This is a genomic window from Pseudomonas sp. PDM03 (genome assembly GCF_014852385.1).
Lineage (GTDB): Bacteria > Pseudomonadota > Gammaproteobacteria > Pseudomonadales > Pseudomonadaceae > Aquipseudomonas > Aquipseudomonas migulae.
In genome coordinates, this window is sequence record NZ_JACVBM010000017.1 from 97,818 (window position 1) to 118,517 (window position 20,700).

8 protein-coding genes are annotated in these 20,700 nt (G+C 62.4%); 5 read left to right on the plus strand and 3 right to left on the minus strand.

The features are described 5' to 3' along the window. The first annotated feature begins 337 nt into the window (after positions 1–337). Complete coding sequence (locus tag IB254_RS21820) at positions 338–13,336, plus strand: non-ribosomal peptide synthetase (RefSeq protein WP_192419382.1); 12,999 nt, start codon at positions 338–340, stop codon at positions 13,334–13,336. A 182-nt stretch (positions 13,337–13,518) separates the two neighbouring features. Continuing rightward, positions 13,519–14,331, plus strand: a complete 813-nt coding sequence (locus IB254_RS21825) for an alpha/beta fold hydrolase (RefSeq protein WP_192419385.1) — start codon at positions 13,519–13,521, stop codon at positions 14,329–14,331. A 116-nt stretch (positions 14,332–14,447) separates the two neighbouring features. On the opposite strand, the gene dsbG is transcribed toward IB254_RS21825, so the two are convergent. Genes dsbG through dsbD form a run of 3 tightly spaced genes read right to left on the minus strand, consistent with a single transcriptional unit; the run spans position 14,448 to position 17,796 of the window. Further along, on the minus strand, positions 14,448–15,218 hold the full coding sequence (dsbG, locus tag IB254_RS21830; RefSeq protein ID WP_192419387.1) for a thiol:disulfide interchange protein DsbG: 771 nt from the start codon (positions 15,216–15,218) through the stop codon (positions 14,448–14,450). Next, a complete protein-coding gene (locus IB254_RS21835; RefSeq protein ID WP_008044449.1) occupies positions 15,194–16,060 on the minus strand; it encodes a TlpA disulfide reductase family protein in 867 nt (288 codons plus the stop codon). The genes dsbG and IB254_RS21835 overlap by 25 nt, the downstream gene beginning before the upstream one ends. Beyond that, positions 16,060–17,796 (minus strand): protein-disulfide reductase DsbD, encoded by a 1,737-nt coding sequence (gene dsbD, locus IB254_RS21840; RefSeq protein ID WP_192419389.1) that lies wholly within the window; start codon positions 17,794–17,796, stop codon positions 16,060–16,062. Before dsbD ends, IB254_RS21835 begins: the two co-directional genes overlap by 1 nt. 155 nt (positions 17,797–17,951) lie before the next feature. On the opposite strand from dsbD, the gene IB254_RS21845 reads away from it, so the two are divergent. The 3 genes from IB254_RS21845 to IB254_RS21855 all read left to right on the plus strand — a co-directional run bounded on the left by IB254_RS21845 (position 17,952) and on the right by IB254_RS21855 (position 20,653). Next, positions 17,952–18,635, plus strand: a complete 684-nt coding sequence (locus tag IB254_RS21845) for a response regulator (RefSeq protein ID WP_008033711.1) — start codon at positions 17,952–17,954, stop codon at positions 18,633–18,635. After that, positions 18,632–19,957: an ATP-binding protein gene (locus IB254_RS21850; RefSeq protein WP_192419391.1), complete on the plus strand. Its 1,326-nt coding sequence runs from the start codon at positions 18,632–18,634 to the stop codon at positions 19,955–19,957. The genes IB254_RS21845 and IB254_RS21850 overlap by 4 nt, the downstream gene beginning before the upstream one ends. A 210-nt stretch (positions 19,958–20,167) precedes the next feature. Then, complete coding sequence (locus IB254_RS21855; RefSeq protein ID WP_192419393.1) at positions 20,168–20,653, plus strand: GNAT family N-acetyltransferase; 486 nt, start codon at positions 20,168–20,170, stop codon at positions 20,651–20,653. Positions 20,654–20,700 lie beyond the last annotated feature (47 nt).

A 20,700-nucleotide genomic window follows, 5' to 3' on the forward strand; every position in this document is an offset into this window, starting at 1 on the left:
ACGGGTATATCGGAGCCGTCCTACACATCGAGCGACAAATTATTCTGAATGATAATGATTGTCAATTGAGAAAGAGAAGTAATCCTTCTCTTAAGTGAGCAGTGAGAACTGCGACACGCTGCCGCACCCAGCCCCCGTTGGCGATCAAGCCTGCCGACTAATTATTTCAAGACGTCATCCGTTCTCATTGGTGAATGGCTCCGGGCGCAAGCCCCGGCCAAAACAGCATTCCCAATGCCTCGCGCGGTCGGCGAAGACCGCGTCCTGCATGCCCCTGACGGGGCGTGAAAGCAGAAAACCGATTCCACTTGCAAGCCGAATTCAGGCAGGAAACCTCATGACCGACGCGTTCAAAATACCTGGCACACTGGTCCAAGCCCTTCAGCGCCGCGCGGCCCTGACGCCGGATCGGGTGGCCTTGCGTTTTCTCGCCGAAACCCCGGATCAGACGGTGGTGCTCAGTTATCGCGAACTGGATCAGCGGGCGCGCACCATTGCCGGCGCGTTGCAGGCCGAAACTGATTTTGGTGATCGCGCGGTGCTGCTGTTTCCCAGCGGTCCGGACTACGTCGCGGCGTTTTTTGGCTGCCTGTATGCGGGCGTGATCGCGGTGCCGGCTTATCCGCCGGAGTCGGCCAAGCGTCATCATCAGGAACGCCTGTTGTCGATCATCAGCGACGCCGAACCGCGCCTGCTGCTGACCAGTGCCGGCCTGCGGGATGCGTTGCTGCAAATCGAAGGCGCGCCACCGCTGCTGTGCGTCGACACCCTTGACGGTGCACTGGCCGCAAAGTGGGTCGAACCGAATATCGAAGGCGACCACATCGCCTTCCTGCAATACACCTCGGGCTCCACCGCGCTGCCAAAAGGCGTGCAAGTCAGCCATGGCAACCTCGTCGCCAATGAGTTGCTGATTCGCCACGGTTTCGGCATCGACCTGAACCCTGACGACGTGATCGTCAGCTGGCTGCCGCTGTACCACGACATGGGGTTGATCGGCGGTCTGTTGCAGCCGATTTTCAGTGGCGTGCCGTGCGTGTTGATGTCGCCGGCGTACTTCCTTGGTCGGCCGCTGCGCTGGCTGGAAGCGATCAGCGAGTACGGCGGCACCATCAGCGGCGGGCCGGATTTTGCCTATCGACTGTGCAGCGAGCGGGTCAGCGAATCGGCGCTGGAACGCCTCGACCTCAGTGGCTGGCGTGTGGCGTATTCCGGTTCCGAACCGATTCGCCTCGACACCCTCGACCGTTTCGCCGAGAAGTTCGCGAGCTGTGGTTTCACCCCGGACAGTTTCATGGCGTCTTACGGCTTGGCCGAGGCCACGTTGTTCGTCGCCGGCACACCCCGTGGCCAAGGCATCGGCAACCTGCGCGTGGATGATCAGGCGTTGGCGCAAAACCGTGCCGAAGCGGGTGAAGGCAGCGCGATCATGAGTTGCGGCATCAGCCAGCCGGATCACTCGGTGCTGATTATCGATCCGTTGGCGCTGACCGAACTGGCCGACAACGCGGTCGGCGAAGTCTGGGCCACCGGGCCGAGCATCGCTCATGGCTACTGGCGCAACCCCGAGGCCAGCGCCAAGACCTTCGTTCAACACAACGGCAAAACCTGGCTGCGCACCGGCGACCTGGGTTTCATGCGTAACGGCGAGCTGTTCATCACCGGTCGCCTGAAAGACATGCTGATCGTTCGCGGTCACAACCTGTACCCGCAGGACATCGAGCAGACTATCGAGCGTGAAGTGGAAGTGGTGCGCAAAGGTCGCGTCGCCGCGTTCGCCGTGAATATCGACGGTCAGGAAGGCATCGGCATCGCCGCGGAAATCAGCCGCAGCGTGCAGAAAATCCTGCCGTCCGAGGCACTGATCAAAGCCATCCGCCAGGCGGTGGCCGAGGCGTATCAGGAAGCACCGAGCGTGGTGGTGTTGCTCAATCCGGGCGCATTGCCGAAAACCTCCAGCGGCAAACTGCAACGTTCGGCGTGCCGCAATCGCCTGGCGGATGGCAGCCTCGACAGCTACGCGGTGTTCCCGTCGGCGGCCCCTGACAACCAGACAAAAACCGAGTCGGATTCCGAGCTGCAAAGCCTGATCGGCCAGATCTGGGCCGAGCAGTTGCAGGTGAAACAGATCAGCGCCGATGACCACTTCTTTCTGCTCGGTGGCAACTCCATCGCCGCCACTCAGGTGGTTGCGCGTTTGCGCGAAGAGTTGGGACTGGAGCTGAACCTGCGCCTGCTGTTCGAAGCGCCGACCCTCGGTGCATTTACCGCCGTGGTCGCACAGCAACAACGGGACGGCGGCCTGGCCCAAGGCGCGATCAGCACACTCTCGCGCAGCGAAGCGATGCCGCAATCCCTTGCGCAAAACCGTTTGTGGATTACCTGGCAGCTCGACCCGCAAAGCAGTGCCTACAACATTCCCGGCGCCTTGCGTTTGCGTGGCGAGCTGGATGAAGACGCCATGCGCGCCAGCTTCCAGCAACTGATCGAGCGCCATGAATCCCTGCGCACGCGCTTCTTCGAGCGTGACGGCGTGGCGCTGCAACAGGTCATTGCCGCTGGCGAATTCAACCTGCAACGGATCGACATCAGCGATTTGCCCGTCGCCGAGCGTGAAGCTCGCGCGCAGCAAATCCGCGAGGATGAAGCGCACACCCAGTTCGACCTGGAGAAAGGTCCGCTGCTGTGGGTGACGCTGGTGCGCCTCGATGACGAGGATCACCAGTTGCTGGTGACGCTGCACCACATCATCGCTGATGGTTGGTCGCTGAACGTGCTGATCGAGGAGTTTTCGCGCTTGTATGCCGCTGCGTCCCAAGGGCAAACGGCATCGCTCGCGCCATTGCCGACCCAGTACGCCGACTATGGCAGCTGGCAGCGTCAATGGCTGGCGCAAGGTGAGGGCGAGCGGCAACTGGCCTACTGGAAAACGCAGTTGGGCGATGAGCATCCGACCCTGAACCTGGCCACCGATCACCCGCGCTCGGCGCAACACCGTCACAGCGCCGCGCGCCACACCGTGCGTTTGGCTGCGCCCGTCAGCGAAGCGATTCGCCAGACCGCCCAGGCCCACGACGCCACGTCCTTCATGCTATTGCTCGCTGCGTTCCAGAGCCTGTTGCACCGCTACAGCGGCCAAACCGACATCCGCATCGGCGTGCCGAACGCCAACCGTCCGCGCCTGGAAACCCAGGGCCTGATCGGCTTCTTCATCAACACCCAGGTGCTGCGCGCCGAGGTGGATTCGCGGTTGCCGTTTGTTGAACTGTTGGCGCAAACCCGCCAGGCGGCCTTGGGCGCCCAGGCGCATCAGGACCTGCCGTTCGAACAACTGCTGGAAGCGTTCCCGCAGGCCCGTGAACAAGGCTTGTTCCAGGTCATGTTCAACCATCAGCAACGGGACCTGAGCGCACTGCGTCGCTTGCCTGGGCTGCTTGCCGAAGAACTGCCGTGGCACAGTCGCGAAGCCAAGTTCGACCTGCAACTGCACAGCGAGGAAGACCGTAACGGTCGCCTGAGCCTGTCGTTCGACTATGCCAGCGAGCTGTTTGACGCCACCACCATCGAGCGTCTGGCCGAGCATTTCAGCAACCTGCTGCGGACCATTTGCGAGCAGCCGGCCACCACCGTCGGCGACCTGCAACTGTTGACCGCGAGCGAGCACGATCAGCAAACCTCGTGGAGCGTCGCACCGTGCACACCGGCCAGCCAATGGCTGCCGGAACTGCTGAGCGAACAGGCACGCCTGACCCCGGAGCGCACCGCGCTGCTGTGGGACGGCGGCAGCCTGGGCTTCGCCGAACTGCACGCCCAGGCCAACCGCCTCGCACATTACCTGCGCGACAAGGGTGTCGGCCCGGACGTTTGCGTGGCCATCGCCGCCGAGCGTTCGCCGCAACTGTTGATCGGCCTGTTGGCGATCATCAAGGCCGGTGGTGCCTACGTGCCGCTGGACCCGGATTACCCGGCCGAACGCCTGGCGTACATGCTCGGCGACAGCGGCGTCGAATTGCTCCTGACCCAAACCGAATTGCTCGACCGGCTGCCGGCCACCGATGGCGTCAGCGTGATCGCCATGGATGCACTGCACCTGGAGAACTGGCCAAGCCAGGCGCCGGGCCTGCATCTGCACGGCGACAACCTTGCGTATGTGATTTACACCTCCGGCTCCACCGGCCAGCCGAAGGGCGTCGGCAACACCCACGCGGCGCTCGCCGAACGTCTGCAATGGATGCAGAACACCTATCGCCTGAACGACACCGACGTGCTGATGCAGAAGGCGCCGATCAGTTTTGACGTGTCGGTGTGGGAATGCTTCTGGCCGCTGATCACCGGGGCGCGTTTGCTGATTGCCGGGCCCGGTGAACACCGCGATCCGCAGCGCATTGCCCAACTGGTTCAGCAATACGGGGTGACCACGCTGCACTTTGTGCCGCCACTGCTTTCGCTGTTCATTGACGAGCCGCTCACCGCCGAATGCACCAGCCTGCGTCGTGTGTTCTCGGGCGGCGAAGCCTTGCCGGCGGAACTGCGCAACCGCGTGTTGGCGCAGCTGCCGGCCGTGCAACTTCACAACCGTTATGGCCCGACTGAAACCGCGATCAACGTCACTCATTGGCATTGCAGCACGGGCGATGGCGAGCGCTCGCCGATTGGCCGTCCGTTGGGCAACGTGATCTGCCGCGTGCTCGACAGTGAGCTCAACCTTGCGCCGGCCGGTGTGCCCGGTGAGTTGTGCATCAGCGGCATCGGTCTGGCCCGGGGGTATCTGGGGCGTCCGGCTCTGACCGCCGAACGTTTTGTCGTTGACCCGTTGGGCGAGCAGGGCGCACGTCTGTATCGCACCGGCGACCGCGCTCGTTGGACCGCCGATGGCGTGATCGAATACCTCGGCCGTCTTGATCAGCAGGTCAAACTGCGGGGCTTTCGCGTTGAACCGGAAGAAATCGAAGCACGTCTGCTGGCTCAAAACGGTGTTGCGCAAGCGGTGGTGTTGGTGCGCGAAACCGCCGCTGGCGGGCAGTTGATCGGTTACTACACGGCCAGCGAAACCAGTGAATCCGAGGATGCTCAAACCGCTCGCCTGAAAGCCGCGCTGGCGGCCGAGCTGCCGGAGTACATGGTCCCGGCGCAGCTGATGCGCCTTGACGAAATGCCCCTCGGCCCAAGCGGCAAACTCGACCGCCGTGCCTTGCCGGAACCGCAATGGCAGGTGCGCGAACACGTCGAGCCGGTGACTGAACTTGAGCAGCAGATCGCCGCGATCTGGCGTGAAGTGCTGAGCTTGAAGCAGATCGGTCTGCGCGACGACTTCTTCGCCCTCGGTGGCCACTCGCTGCTGGCCACGCAAATCATCTCCCGCACCCGTCAGGCCTGCGACGTCGAATTGCCGCTGCGCGCGTTGTTCGAAAACAGTGAGCTGGGGGCATTCTCCCGGCAGGTTCAACAGATTCAGGCCAGCGGCAACACCAACAAACAACCGCCGATTGAAAAGATCGACCGCAGCCAACCGGTGCCACTGTCCTATTCCCAGCAACGCATGTGGTTCCTCTGGCAGATGGAGCCGGACAGCCCGGCCTACAACGTCGGCGGCATGGCGCGGTTGCGCGGGGTGCTGGACATCGGGCGCTTCGAGACGGCGTTGCAAGCGCTGATCAAGCGTCACGAAACCTTGCGCACCACGTTCCCGAGCATCGACGGCGTGGCGCAACAGCGCGTGCACCCGGAAACCGGGATGCGCATGGACTGGAAAGATTTTTCCGCGCTGGACGCCGACTTGCGCGAACAGCGGGTGCAGGCACTGGCCGACAGCGAAGCGCATCAACCCTTCGATCTGGAAACCGGACCGCTGCTGCGCGCCTGCCTGGTCAAGACCGCCGAGCAGGAACATTACCTGGTGCTGACCCTGCACCACATCGTCACCGAAGGCTGGGCGATGGACATTTTCGCCCGGGAACTCAGTGCGCTTTACGAAGCGTTCGTCGATGACCGCGAATCGCCACTGGCGCCGCTGCCGGTGCAATACCTCGATTACAGCGTCTGGCAGCGTCAGTGGCTGGAATCCGGCGAGCGTCAGCGCCAGCTCGACTACTGGACCGCGCAACTGGGCCGCGAACATCCGCTGCTGGAATTGCCCGCTGACCGTCCGCGTCCTGCGGTGCAAAGCCATCAGGGCGAGCTGTTCCGTTTCGACCTGAGCGATGATCTCGCGGCACGGGTCCGCGCCTTCAACGCGCAAAACGGCCTGACCCTGTTCATGACCATGACCGCCGCGCTGGCCGTGCTGCTTTACCGCTACAGCGGCCAGACCGACCTGCGCATCGGCGCGCCGGTGGCCAACCGTATTCGCCCGGAAAGCGAAGGGCTGATCGGTGCGTTCCTCAACACCCAAGTGCTGCGTTGCCAGCTCGACGGGCAGATGTCCGTTGGCGAACTGTTCGAGCAGGTGCGCCACACCGTGATCGAAGGCCAGTCTCATCAAGACCTGCCGTTCGATCATCTGGTTGAAGCGTTGCAGCCACCGCGCAGCGCTGCGTACAACCCGCTGTTCCAGGTGATGTGCAACGTGCAGCGCTGGGAATTCCAGCAGAGCCGTACGCTGGCCGGCATGACGGTCGAATACCTGGCGAACGATGCGCGAGCGACCAAGTTCGACCTCAATCTGGAAGTGACCGACCTCGATCATCGGTTGGGTTGCTGCCTGACTTACAGCACCGACCTGTTCGATGAACCGCGCATTGCGCGCATGGCCGGGCACTGGCGCAATCTGCTGGAAGCGTTGCTCGCCGATCCGCAACAGCGCCTCAGTGAACTGCCGTTGCTCGAAACCACGGAACAGCAAAAGCTGCTCGACAGCCTGGGCATCGAACCGGGTGAACATCGACTGGATCAGTGCATCCATCACCTGTTCAGCGAACAGGCGCTGGTGCGCAAGGATGCGCCGGCGCTGACGTTCGCCGGGCAAACCCTGAGCTACGCCGAACTCGACAGCCGCGCCAATCGCCTGGCCTGGATGCTGCGCGAACGGGGTGTCGGGCCGCAGGTTCGCGTCGGTCTGGCACTTGAGCGATCGCTGGAAATGGTCATCGGCCTGCTGGCGATCCTCAAGGCGGGTGGCGCCTACGTGCCGCTCGATCCGGAATACCCGCTCGATCGCCTGCATTACATGATCGAAGACAGCGGCATCGGTTTGCTGCTCAGCGATGCGGCGATGTTCCAGGCCCTGGGTGATCTGCCGACAACTGTCAGTCGCTGGTGCCTCGAAGATGACGCTGCCGAATTGGCCAACTACCCGGCCACCGAGCTGCCGTTCATCAGCCTGCCGCAGCATCAGGCGTACCTGATTTACACCTCCGGCTCCACCGGCAAGCCGAAAGGCGTGGTGGTGTCCCACGGTGAAATTGCCATGCACTGCCAAGCGGTGATCGAGCGTTTCGGCATGCGTGCGGACGACTGCGAACTGCACTTCTATTCGATCAACTTCGACGCCGCGACCGAGCGTCTGCTGGTGCCGTTGTTGAGCGGTGCGCAAGTGGTCTTGCGCGCTCAAGGGCAGTGGGACGCAGAAGAAATCTGCGGATTGATCCGTCGCCACAACATCAACATCCTCGGCTTCACCCCAAGCTATGGCAGCCAACTGGCGCAGTGGCTGGCGACTCAGGGTGAAACCTTGCCGGTGCGCATGTGCATCACCGGCGGTGAAGCGCTGACCGGCGAGCACTTGCAGCGCATTCGCGCAGCGTTCAAACCGAGCCTGTTCTTCAACGCCTACGGCCCGACGGAAACGGTGGTCATGCCGTTGGCCAGTCTTGCACCGCAGCAGCTTGAAGAAGGGTTGGGCAGTGTGCCGATCGGCAGCGTGATCGGTGCTCGCGTGGCCTACATTCTCGATGCCGATCTGGCACTGGTGCCGCAAGGCGCAACCGGTGAGTTGTACGTCGGCGGTGCCGGTCTGGCCCAGGGTTATCACGACCGTCCGGGCATCACGGCGGAACGCTTCGTGGCCAACCCGTTTGCAGCGGATGGCGGGCGGATTTATCGCACCGGCGACCTCGTGCGGCAGCGCGCCGACGGTCTGGTGGAATACCTCGGCCGCATCGACCATCAAGTGAAAATCCGCGGTTTCCGCATCGAACTGGGCGAGATCGAAACCCGCCTGCTGGACCATGATTCGATCCGTGACGCGGTGGTGCTGGCGCTGGACGCCCCGAGCGGTAAACAACTGGTCGGCTATCTGGTCACCGAAGTGGCTGAGCAGGACGAAGCGCATCAAGCCCAATTGCGCGAAGCCCTCAAGGCTCACCTGAAATCGCAATTGCCGGAATACATGGTGCCGACGCATCTGATCCTGCTGGCGAGCATGCCGCTGACTGCCAACGGCAAACTCGACCGTCGCGCACTGCCGGCACCGGACCCTGAGCTGAATCGTCAGGACTATGTGGCGCCAAGCAACGAGCTGGAGCTGACATTGGCGCAGATCTGGTGCGAAGTGCTGAACGTCGCGCAGGTCGGCCTCAACGACAACTTCTTCGAACTAGGTGGCGACTCGATCCTGTCGATCCAGGTGGTCAGCCGCGCGCGGCAGCAGGGCATTCACTTCAGCCCGCGTGACCTGTTCCAGCACCAGACTGTTCAAACACTCGCCGCTGTGGCCAGCCGCACCGAGCAGGTGACGGCCGAGCAGGGTTTGCTCACCGGCGAATCGCGTCTGACCCCGATCCAGCACTGGTTCTTCGACACCGACATGCCCGAGCGTCAGCACTGGAACCAGGTGTTGTTGCTGGAACCGACCGTTGCGCTGGAACCTCATCGCCTGGAGCAAGCGCTGCTGGCGGTGATCGAGCAGCACGACGCCTTGCGCCTGCGCTTCACCGAGGCGAGCGGCGCATGGACGGCGGCGCACCAGAAGGTGGGAGACGCTCCCGTGTTGTGGCAAGTGCATGTGTCGGCGATGGATAAATGCGCGGCTTTGTTTGCCGATGCCCAGCGCAGCCTCGACCTCGAACAGGGGCCGTTGATGCGGGTGCTGCTGATCGATGGTCCCGAGGGCCAGCAACGGCTGTTCTTCGCGATCCATCACTTGGTGGTGGACGGTGTTTCCTGGCGTGTATTGCTGGACGATCTGCAAACGGTGTATCGCCAACTGGCGGCTGGGCAGTCGGTGAAACTGCCGGCGAAAACCAGCGCCTTCAAGGATTGGGCGGCCCGTTTGCAGGCGTATGCCGGCAGCGAATCCCTGCGTGAAGAACTGAGCTGGTGGCAGTCGCAGCTGGCCGGCCCGAGCGTCGAATTGCCGTGTGATCGCCCTGAGGGCGGCCGGCAGAATCGTCATGCGCAAACCGTCAGCGTACGCCTCGACAGCGAGTTCACTCGCCAGTTGCTGCAACAGGCACCGAGCGCCTATCGCACCCAGGTCAACGACCTGTTGCTGACGGCATTGGCCCGCGTGCTTTGCCGCTGGACCGGTGACGAATCGGCGTTGATTCAACTCGAAGGCCACGGCCGCGAGACGCTGTTCGACGAGATCGACCTGACCCGCACCGTCGGCTGGTTCACCAGTGCCTACCCGCTGCGTCTGACCCCGCTGAACGTTGAAGAAGCTGCGGGACAGGGCGCCTCGATCAAGGCAATCAAGGAACAACTGCGTAGCGTGCCGCACAAAGGCCTGGGTTATGGCGTGCTGCGTTACCTCGCCGACGACCTGTGCCGCGAGGCCATGGCCGCATTGCCGGCAGCGCCGATCACTTTCAACTACCTTGGCCAGTTCGACCAGAGCTTCGGCGCGGACGCGTTGTTCCGTCCGCTGGATGAGCCGATCGGTGCCGCCCACGATCCACGAGCGCCGCTGCCTAACGAGCTGAGCGTCGACAGTCAGGTCTACGGCGGCGAATTGGTGCTGCGCTGGACCTTCAGCGCCGAGCGCCACGATCCGCAAACCATCAGTGAACTGGCGGACGCCTACCTCGGCGAATTGCAGAGCCTGATCGTGCATTGCCTGCGTGACGAGGCGGGCGGCCTGACGCCGTCGGACTTCCCGCTGGCGAAGCTGACCCAGCCGCAACTCGACGCACTGCCGATTCCGGCCGCCGCCATCGAAGACGTCTACCCGCTGACCCCGATGCAGGAAGGCATGCTGCTGCACACCTTGCTCGAACCGGGCACCGGCCTCTATTACATGCAGGACCGCTACCGCATCAACAGTGCGCTCGATCCGCAACGTTTTGCCGAGGCCTGGCAAGCGGTGATCGCCCGTCACGAAGCCTTGCGCGCATCGTTCTGCTGGAACGTTGGCGAAGACATGCTGCAGGTTATCCACAAGCCGGGCAGCACGCCGATCGAGTCCCTCGACTGGACGGCAATCGCCGAGGCCGAGCAAGAACCGAAGTTGCAGGCGTTGCTGAAAAGCGAGCGTGAAGCCGGGTTCGATCTGCTGAATCAGGCACCGTTCCACCTGCGTTTGATCAAGGTTGGCGAAGCGCGCTACTGGTTCATGATGAGCAACCACCACATCCTCATCGATGCCTGGTGCCGCTCGTTGCTGATGAACGATTTCTTTGAGATCTACACCGCGTTGGGTGAAGGTCGCGAAGCTCAGCTACCTGTGCCGCCGCGCTACCGCGACTACATCGGCTGGCTGCAACGCCAGAGCCTGGCCGAAGCGCGGCAGTGGTGGAAAACCAACCTGCAAGGCTTCGAACGGACCACGCCGATCCCGAGCGACCGGCCGTTCCTGCGTGAACATGCCGGCGACAGCGGCGGCATGATCGTCGGCGACCGCTACACCCGACTCGATGCCCGCGACGGTGCGCAACTGCGTGAACTGGCGCAGGCCCATCAACTGACCATCAACACCTTCGCCCAAGCGGCGTGGGCCCTGGTGCTGCGGCGCTTGAGCGGTGATCGCGACGTGCTGTTCGGCGTCACGGTGGCCGGGCGCCCGGTGGAAATGCCGGAGATGCAACGCACCGTCGGGCTGTTCATCAACAGCATCGCGCTGCGGGTGAAGATGCCGGAAGACGACCAGCGTTGCAGTGTTCGCCAGTGGCTGAGCGGCTTGCTCGACAGCAACATGCAACTGCGCGAGTACGAATACCTGCCGCTGGTGAGCATTCAGGAAAACAGCGAATTGCCGAAGGGCCAACCGCTGTTCGACAGCCTGTTTGTGTTCGAAAACGCGCCGGTGGAAGTCTCGGTACTGGACCGTGCGCAGAGCCTCAACGCGACCTCGGATTCGGGCCGCACCCACACCAACTTCCCGCTGACGGCGGTGTGCTATCCGGGCGATGACCTGGGTTTGCACCTGTCTTACGACCAGCGTTATTTCGATGAGTCGACCGTTGAACGCATGCTCGGTGAGTTCAAGCGCCTGTTGCTGGCACTGGTCGAAGGTTTCCATGGCGACATGGCGGACTTGCCGCTGCTGGGTGCCGAGGAACAGGATTTCCTGATCCACGGCTGCAACCAGAGCGAACACGATTACCCGTTGGAGCAGAGCTACGTTGCGTTGTTTGAAGCGCAGGTTGCGCAGCATCCGCAACGGATCGCCGCCAGTTGCCTCGATCAGCAACACAGCTACGCCGAACTGAACCAGCGCAGCAACCGTCTTGGTCATGCGCTGAAGGCAGCCGGTGTCGGGCTGGATCAGCCGGTGGCGTTGCTGGCTGAACGCAACCTCGATCTGCTCGGAATGATCATCGGCAGCTTCAAGGCCGGCGCGGGTTATCTGCCGCTGGATCCGGGGCTGCCGAGTCAGCGCCTGAGCCGGATCATCGACCTGAGCCGCACGCCGTTGCTGGTCTGCACCCAGGCCTGTCGCGAACAGGCGGTGGCGTTGCTGGAGGAGTTCGGTTGCGCCAATCGGCCACGGTTGCTGGTGTGGGAGGAGGTGCAGGCGAGCGAAGTGTCGGTGGCGAATCCGGGCATCTACAGCGGCCCGGACAACCTTGCCTACGTGATTTACACCTCGGGTTCGACCGGCCTGCCCAAAGGTGTGATGGTCGAGCAGCGCGGCATGCTCAACAACCAATTGAGCAAGCGGCCGTACCTGAACCTCAGCGATGCCGATGTGATCGCCCAGACCGCTTCGCAAAGCTTCGACATTTCGGTCTGGCAGTTCCTTGCCGCACCGTTGTTCGGCGCGCGGGTGGACATCGTGCCGAACACCATTGCCCACGATCCGCAGGGCTTGTTGGCGCATGTATCGGTTCAGGGCATCACCGTGCTGGAAAGCGTGCCGTCGCTGATTCAGGGCATGCTCGCCCAGGAACGCATGAGCCTCGACGGCCTGCGCTGGATGCTGCCGACCGGTGAAGCGATGCCGCCGGAACTCGCCCATCAATGGTTGCTGCGCTACCCGGACATCGGGCTGGTGAATGCTTACGGGCCGGCGGAATGTTCGGACGACGTGGCGTTCTTCCGTGTCGACATGGCGTCGACTCGCGGCAGTTACTTGCCGATTGGCACGCCGACCGACAACAACCGTTTGTACCTGCTCGATGGCGCGCTGGACCTGGTGCCGCTGGGTGCGGTGGGCGAGTTGTGCGTGGCCGGCACCGGGGTCGGGCGCGGTTATGTCAGCGATCCGTTGCGTACCGCGCAGGTGTTTGTGCCGAACCCGTTTGGCGCGCCGGGTGATCGTTTGTATCGCACCGGCGACCTTGCCCGTCGTCGCAGTGACGGCGTACTGGAGTACGTTGGGCGCATCGACCATCAGGTGAAAATTCGCGGCTACCGCATCGAACTGGGTGAAATCGAAGCGCGTCTGCATGAGCAGCCGGAAGTGCGCGAAGCGGCGGTTGGTGTGCAGGAAGGCGTGAACGGCAAGCATCTGGTTGGCTATTTGGTCGCGACTGATTCGTCACTTCATCCGACTGAACGCCTGGAACGTATCAAGCAGCGCCTGCGCGCCGAGCTGCCGGAATACATGGTGCCGCTGCACTGGTTGTGGCTGGAGCGGATGCCGCTCAATGCCAACGGCAAACTGGACCGCAAGGCGCTGCCGGCGCTGGAGATCGGCCAGTTGCAGAGCCAGGATTATCAGGCGCCGCGTAATGAACTGGAGCAGACGTTGGCGGGTATCTGGGCCGAGGTGTTGAAGGTCGAAAAGGTCGGTGTGCGCGACAACTTCTTCGAGTTGGGCGGGCATTCGCTGCTGGCGACGCAGATTGCGTCGCGGGTGCAGAAAGCCCTGCAACGGGATGTGCCGCTGCGGGCGATGTTCGAGTGCAGCACGGTGGAGGAATTGGCGGAGTACATCGATGGGTTGGCGGCGAGTGATATCACCGAGGACAAGGTCGATCGGTTGAATGACTTGATGGCGGAGTTGGAGGGGCTGTAATTCTCTAGCGTCTGTAAGGGCCTATTCGCCAGCAGGCTGGCTCCCACATTTGAACTGTGTTCGCAGAACAAAATGTGGGAGACAGCCTGCTGGCGATGGGGCCTCTTAAAGCACCACAAGGTTGACTGTGGAACCACAGCAGCACAGTCTCCCTGCTCCGGTTTTCACAAAGGAAAAAGCCAATGCCCTTCGTTACGATTGACGGACAACCCCTTCACTACATCGATCAAGGCACCGGCCCTGCCGTATTGCTCGCCGGCAGCTACCTCTGGGACCAAACCATGTGGGCGCCGCAGATCGCCGCCCTGTCGCAGCAATACCGGGTCATCGCCCTGGACCTGTGGGGCCACGGTGAGTCAGGCTCGCTACCCGAAGGCACGCAATCACTGGATGACATTGCACGTCAGGCGCTGGCCTTGCTCGATCATCTGCACATCGACCGTGTCACGCTGGTCGGTCTTTCCGTCGGTGGCATGTGGGGCGTGCGTCTGGCGCTGTCGGTTCCACAGCGTATCAACGGCCTGGTGCTGATGGACACTTACGTCGGCGTCGAACCTGAACCCACCCGCCAATACTATTTTTCGCTGTTCAAACAGATCGAAGACAGCGGCGTGATTGCACCGCAACTGCTCGACATCGTCGTGCCGATTTTCTTCCGTCCGGGCATCGACCCGCAGTCGGCGCTGTATCAGGATTTCCGCGCAAAACTGGCGGCACTGCCGCCAGAGCGTCTGCGCGAAAGTATCGTGCCGATGGGGCGGATCACATTTGGGCGCGATGATGTGTTGCCGCGCCTGGGCGAGCTGGAGGCTGAGGCCACGCTGGTGATGTGTGGTGATCAGGACAAGCCGCGACCACCGTCGGAAACCATTGAAATGGCCGAGTTGATCGGTTGCCCTTATGTGCTGGTGCCGGAGGCGGGGCATATCTCCAATCTGGAGAATCCGCGGTTTGTGACCGAAGTGTTGCTGGAGTTTCTAGCCCGGAGAAATTAGTCGGTTGTAGCGCCCCCATCGCGAGCAGGCTCGCTCCCACATTGGAATGCAATCCTCCTGTGGGAGCGAGCCTGCTCGCGATGGGGGCGGTGAGGTCACTAAACCTCTGAAAAAAACTACTTCGGCCCGAGAATCTTCACCAGCTTGTCCGGCGACGGCGCGCCTTGCTGCTGTTGCAGCTCGCCCTTGTCGTCCATGTAGAAAATCGTTGGCGTGGCCTGCAACTCCAGGTCTTCCATCAACTGCATGTTCGCCGCCAGTTTCGCCTGAATCGCCGGCGGTACTTCTTTCAGCGCCTTCAGCGTACTGGCCTTGCCAGCCCCTTCGTGGTCTTGCAGGGCTTTTTGCGGATCCTTGGCGGCCAGCAATGCCGCGGATTTGCCCGGGCTGTCTTCACGAATGATACCGACCATGATGTGCCGCAGCTGCACCTTGCCGGCCTTCACCCACGGCCGCGCCTGTTCCCAGAACACGTTGCAGTAAGGGCAGTTCGGATCGCTGAACAGGTACACCACGCGTGGCGCATCCTTGTTGCCGTCACCGATCCAGTTGCTCGTTTCCATCTTGCCCCAGATTTCCTTGGCCATCGGCGCGTACACCAGTTTCTGCAACGGCGCGCTGCTCAGGTCTTTGCCGTCGGCGTCGTACAAATTGCCCAGCAACACATGTTTGCCATCCGGCGTCAGGTACAGCGCCATGCCACGGTTCTGGTACTGCGCGGCATAACCGCGCAAGCCATCGGGCGCATCGAACTGGCCGACGATTTTCGCGCCCTTGGCTTCGATCTTCTTGATCGCTTCGGGCAATTCTTCGGCAGCCTGTACCGACGGCAGGTGCAGCAGGGCAGCGCCCAGGGTCAGCGTCAGCAGGTGGCGGAGGCGGGGCATGGCAGTTTCCTTGAAGAAGTGGACGGTGTGGCCGGATTCGGGGTGTCAAAGTTTTCCAGGGCGCGGGCCAGGCTGGCGTCCGACAGTTCGCCCAGGTGACTGCCCAGCAAGCGACCGTCAGGGCTATAGAACAGCGTAGTCGGCAATGCCATCGAACCGACGGCCTGACCCAATCGGCCGCTGCCGTCGAACAACACGTTGGACAGGCTCAGGCCCTGGGTTTCCAGAAAGGTGCTGACGCTTTGCATGCTTTCCGCCTGATTGACGAACAGGAAAGTCAGGTCCGGGCGGTGTTGCTGAGCGTTTTCCAGCACCGGCATTTCCCGGCGGCACGGCGGGCACCAGGTGGCCCAGAGATTGATCACCAGCGGCCCGCCCTTGTAATCCGCCAGTTGCACCGTTTCACCGGCGGCATTGCGCAGGGTGATGTCCGGCAGGCGCGTGCCTTGTTCGTAAATGCTCAGGGAGAACGTCGCGAGCAGCCAGAAAGCCAGGCCACTGGCCACGCCAAAGCCCAGTGGGCGACGTAAACCCGGTTGACGCCAGCCTCGATACACCGCGGCCAGCAGCAGCGCGATCACACCCGGCCAGGCGAGAAAACCACCGTCGCGCAGGTCGATGACTTGCCACGGATCGTCGCGATAGTGCTTCCAGTACAGCGCGACGAAACTGATTCGGGCCGCCAGCATACCCAGCAGGAACAGGCTGAACAGCACCGACTCGGGATTTTCACCGCCACGCTTGGCCGCCCGCCAGCCGACAAACGTCGCCAGCGCCAGGGCACTGATCAGCAGCAGGTGGTTAAGCGCGATGGCAAACGTGCCGAGGGTAAAAGTCAGCATTAACGGGCGTCTCGGGTGGTGGTCCAGCGTTGCAGGAAGGTGTCGGCATCGACCTCGCCGGTGATGCGCTGGCTGCGACGCTCGATGCCATCGGCGCCGATCCACAGAAAACTCGGTGGCCCCGGCACTTTATAACGGCCAAGCAGTTCGCGGCTGGCGGCATTGTCGGCGGTGACGTCCAGCCGTAGCAAGCGCACATCGCTCAAGGCGTCGAGCACACGGGGTTGGCCGAACACCTGTTTTTCCATGACCTTGCACGACACGCACCAATCGGCGTAGTAGTCCAGCAGCACCCATTGGCCCTGAGCTTGTGCGGCATCGAGCTCCCGTTGCAGAGCGGCCGGGTCCTTGATTGTGGTGAAAGCCTCGTGGCCGACGGGGCGGGCGACATTGCCCGCATTGGCGGCGCTATAGACCTGCAGCGGTTTCAACAGGTCATCACCGCCGCCCGCCGCACCGATCATCAACAGACTGCCCCAAAGGCCGAGCAACAATGAGCTGGCACCGAACAGATGCGCGACTCGCCCGAAACCTTGTGACTGCTTCCAAGCGCTGTAGGCGGCAATCAGTAACAACGCACCGCACAGACCGATCCACAGCGATTCATCCAGTACCGGCCGCAACATCAACAACGCGGTGGCGAGGAACAGGAAGCCGAACACGCCTTTGAGCAGGTTCATCCAGGCCCCGGGTTTGGGCAGGAAGCGGTTGCCGACGGTCACCAGCAACAACAGCGGCACACCGATGCCGATGCCCATGGCAAACAGAATCAACCCGCCGTGCAGCGCATTGCCGCTTTGCGCGATGTAGAGCAGGGCGCCGGCCAGCGGGGCGGTCATGCACGGACCGACCAGCAGACCGGACAGCGCGCCCAGCACACCGGCGCCGATCAGGCTGCCACCGCGCTGATTGCGCGAGACGTTTTCCAGCCGATCGCGCACGGCGACCGGCAGTTGCAGCTCGAAGAAGCCGAACATCGGCAACGCCAGCAGCACAAACACCGCGGCGAAACTGCCCAGCAACCAAGGGTTTTGCAGCAGTGCCTGCAAATTCGCACCGAGCAACGCCGCCAGAACGCCCATCGCCGCATACACCAGCGCCATGCTCACGACATAACTGGTGGCCAAGGCAAATCCGCGTTTGGGCGTCGCGCCACTGCCGACGATCATACCGGCCAGAATCGGCAGCATCGGCAACGAGCAAGGGGTGAAGGCCAGCAGCAGGCCCAAACCGAAGAACACCAACAAGCTCCAGCCCAGCGCCCGTTGTTGCAGGCTGCTGGCCAAGGCTTGATCCGGCGCTTCATTGGCCGCCGAAGCGACAGCGCTGCCGCCCAGGTCCACGACCTGGGTTTGCGGCGGATAACACAACCCGGCATCGGCGCAGCCCTGGAAGCCGACCTTGATCTGGCCGGTCGCGCCCGCCGGGATCTTCAGCTCCAGACCCTGGCGATAAACCGGCTGTTCGCCGAAAAATTCATCACTGTGAGACTCGCCTTCGGGTAACGCAGGATGCTGTTCGGCGGGCAATCCATCGAATTTCAGGCGTTTCTGATAAAGGTAATAACCGTCGGTGATCTGCCAATAGAGCTGTGTTTCGCCTGATTCGAGACGCTCGGAGGTGAAGACGAACGCTTTTTCCACTGGCAGGAATTCAGGTTTGGTTTCGAACGGATTGGTCCCTGCCTGGGCCAGACCCGAGATCAAGAGAGCAAAAAACAAAAACAATCGACGCATTGGGTAAGCCTTGTCCCTGTGCAAGTGAGGTGCACAATGTGGGGCGGCGATTAACCGATGATTAACCGTGACGGCCTTGTGACAAAGGCACTTGCGGCATAATGTCCGCTTAATCGGCCGCCGGCCTAATCACCTTTTTTTCAACAGGTCTCACCATGCACGTACTGGTTTGCGAAGACGATGAGCTGATCGCCAGCGGCATTGTCGCCGGCCTCACTGCCCAGGGCCTGACGGTGGAGCACGTCAACACTGCCTCGAAGGCCCGGGCCATGCTCAAGGTCGCCGAGTTCGACGTGATGGTGCTCGACCTTGGTTTGCCGGATGAAGACGGGCTCAAGCTGTTGCAGCAGTTGCGCCATCATGGCCTGGAGATTCCGGTGCTGATCCTCACCGCCCGGGATTCGGTGACCGACCGCGTCGACGGCCTGCAAGCGGGCGCTGACGATTACCTGCTCAAGCCGTTCGACCTGCGCGAACTCGCCGCACGCCTGCACACGTTGTTGCGACGGGTGGCGGGGCGCAGCGTCAACCTGATCGAACACGGTCGGTTGACGTACGACCCGAGCAGCCGCGAAACCATGCTTGGCGGTCAGCCGGTGGATCTTTCCCGTCGCGAACAGTCACTGTTGCAAGCCTTGTTGCACAACCGTGGCCGGGTGCTGTCCACCGAGCAGTTGAAAGACAGCGTCTATGGGTTCAACGACGAACTGGAAAGCAACGCCCTCAACGTGCATATCCATCACCTGCGGCGCAAACTGGGTAATGGCATTGTCGAGACCGTGCGCGGCCTGGGCTATCGCCTGGGGCCGGCCGATGATGGAGAGGAAGTGAAAAAGTGATGAGCCTGCGTTTGCGCCTGAGCCTGACGCTCGGCGCCGCATTTGCGCTGATCTGGGCCCTGGCAGCGGCCTGGATGCTCAGCGACCTGCGCAACCAGATGATGTTTTCCCTCGACCAGCGGCTGGTGGCGTCGGCGCGCATGGTCGCCGGCCTGATGGAGCAACTGCCGCCGTTGCCGACCAAGGGCGAGGGCACCCATTTCAGTGCGGAACAACTGAATATTCCGGGCGGGATGGCGTGTCAGGTCAGCTCGCTGCGCGGCGAAATCCTCGCCCGCAGCCACACCGATCCACAACAAACACTGCAAGCCGAGAAAATGGGCTTCCACGATCAGATGATCGACGGCGCGCCGTGGCGCAGTTTCACCCTGGCCCGTGGCGATCTGCGCATCACCACGGCGGATCGGCAGATCGAACGTGAAGCGCTCAACATGTCGATCCTGCTGGCCGCTTCGGTGCCGGTGGGCGTGGCGTTACTCGGTTGCCTGTGCCTGCTGTGGCTGGGGATAGGCCAGGGTTTGGCGCCGTTGAACCGCATGCGCGATGCCTTGATGCGTCGCAGCGCCGACTCGCTGGAACCCCTGCAGATTCAGCCGCTGCCCAGCGAACTGCAGCCGTTGCTGGACACCCAAAATCAGCTGTTCCAGCGCATTGGCAAGACTATCGAGCGCGAACGTCGATTGACCGGCGACGCGGCCCACGAATTGCGCAGCCCGCTGACGGCGATCAAAACCCACCTGCAAGTGGCACGCATGACCGATGGCGCGGCACGGGATCAGTCCCTGGCGCGGGCCGAAGAGGGCGCCGACCGTCTGCACCGCACGCTTGAGCAATTGTTGTTGCTGGCGCGGGTCGAGGGCAGTCTGTCGTTCGACGACGGTGTGCAATGCAGCGCCGAGCAAGTGGCGAAACTGGCGATTCAGGATGCCGCCAGTGGTGATCGTCAGCGGATCCAATTCAAGCTGCCGCCGAAGCTCTCCCACGCGCCGGTGCAAATGCCGGCGGTGCTGTCGATCGCGGCGTTGCGCAACCTGCTGGACAACGCCCTGCGCCATACCCCGAACGACGGTGCGGTAGAACTGAGCCTGGTAACCACCGGCAACCGCGTGCAGTTCGTCGTGCGCGACCATGGGCCGGGCATTGCCGAAGACGACCTGCAACACCTGACTCAACGCTTCTGGCGCAACGGACAGAGCACCGGCTGCGGTCTGGGGTTGGCAATTGTCCAGGCGATTGTTCAGCGTTGTGGCTGCACGCTGCATTTCGACAGCCGGCCAGATGGCTTGCGGGTTGAGCTGACGATGCCGCTGCAACAAATCTGACCATCACAATCCCCCTGTAGGAGCCGGCTTGCTGGCGATTGCATCGACTGGGTCTGCCTGACTCACCGAGGTGTATGCATCGCCAGCAAGCCGGCTCCTACAGGAATCTGTGTTGCACATCAAATGTAACGTCTCGCCATTGGCATTTCGACGGCCACCAGCGCTATCGTCCCCGGCAGCTTTTTCTCAATGGATTGAGGTTACAGCGCCATGGAAACCCCCCTACACATCCGCAAGGCAACCCCCGCCGACGCCGGGATCATCAGCCGGATCGTCGAGCGTTCCATCCGCGTCGGCTGCGCGCTCGACCATCGCAACGACCCGCAAACCGTCGCCACCTGGACCCACAACAAAACCGTCGAACACATTCAACCGTGGCTGACCGACCAACGGCTGTACCTGAACATCGCCCTGTTGCAGGACAAACCGGTCGGCGTCGCGATGGCGGCGATCAGCGGCAAGCTTGCGTTCTGTTACGTGCAGCCGGAATGGTTTCGTCGTGGCGCCGGGCAAGCGCTGGTGCGCGACCTTGAAGGCTGGCTGATCGGTAACGGGCTGGCTCAGGTACGACTCAACAGCACCCGGACCAGTGAAGCCTTTTACCGGCATCTGGGTTATCAGCCCTGTGCCGAAACCTTCACCGTAGCCGGGCTTCGCGCCATCCCCATGCACAAGGGCCTGACCCCGCCTTCATAGAAAGCCGGGCAAGGGTCTAAATCCTCGGCGCCCTGATGCGTTTCCAG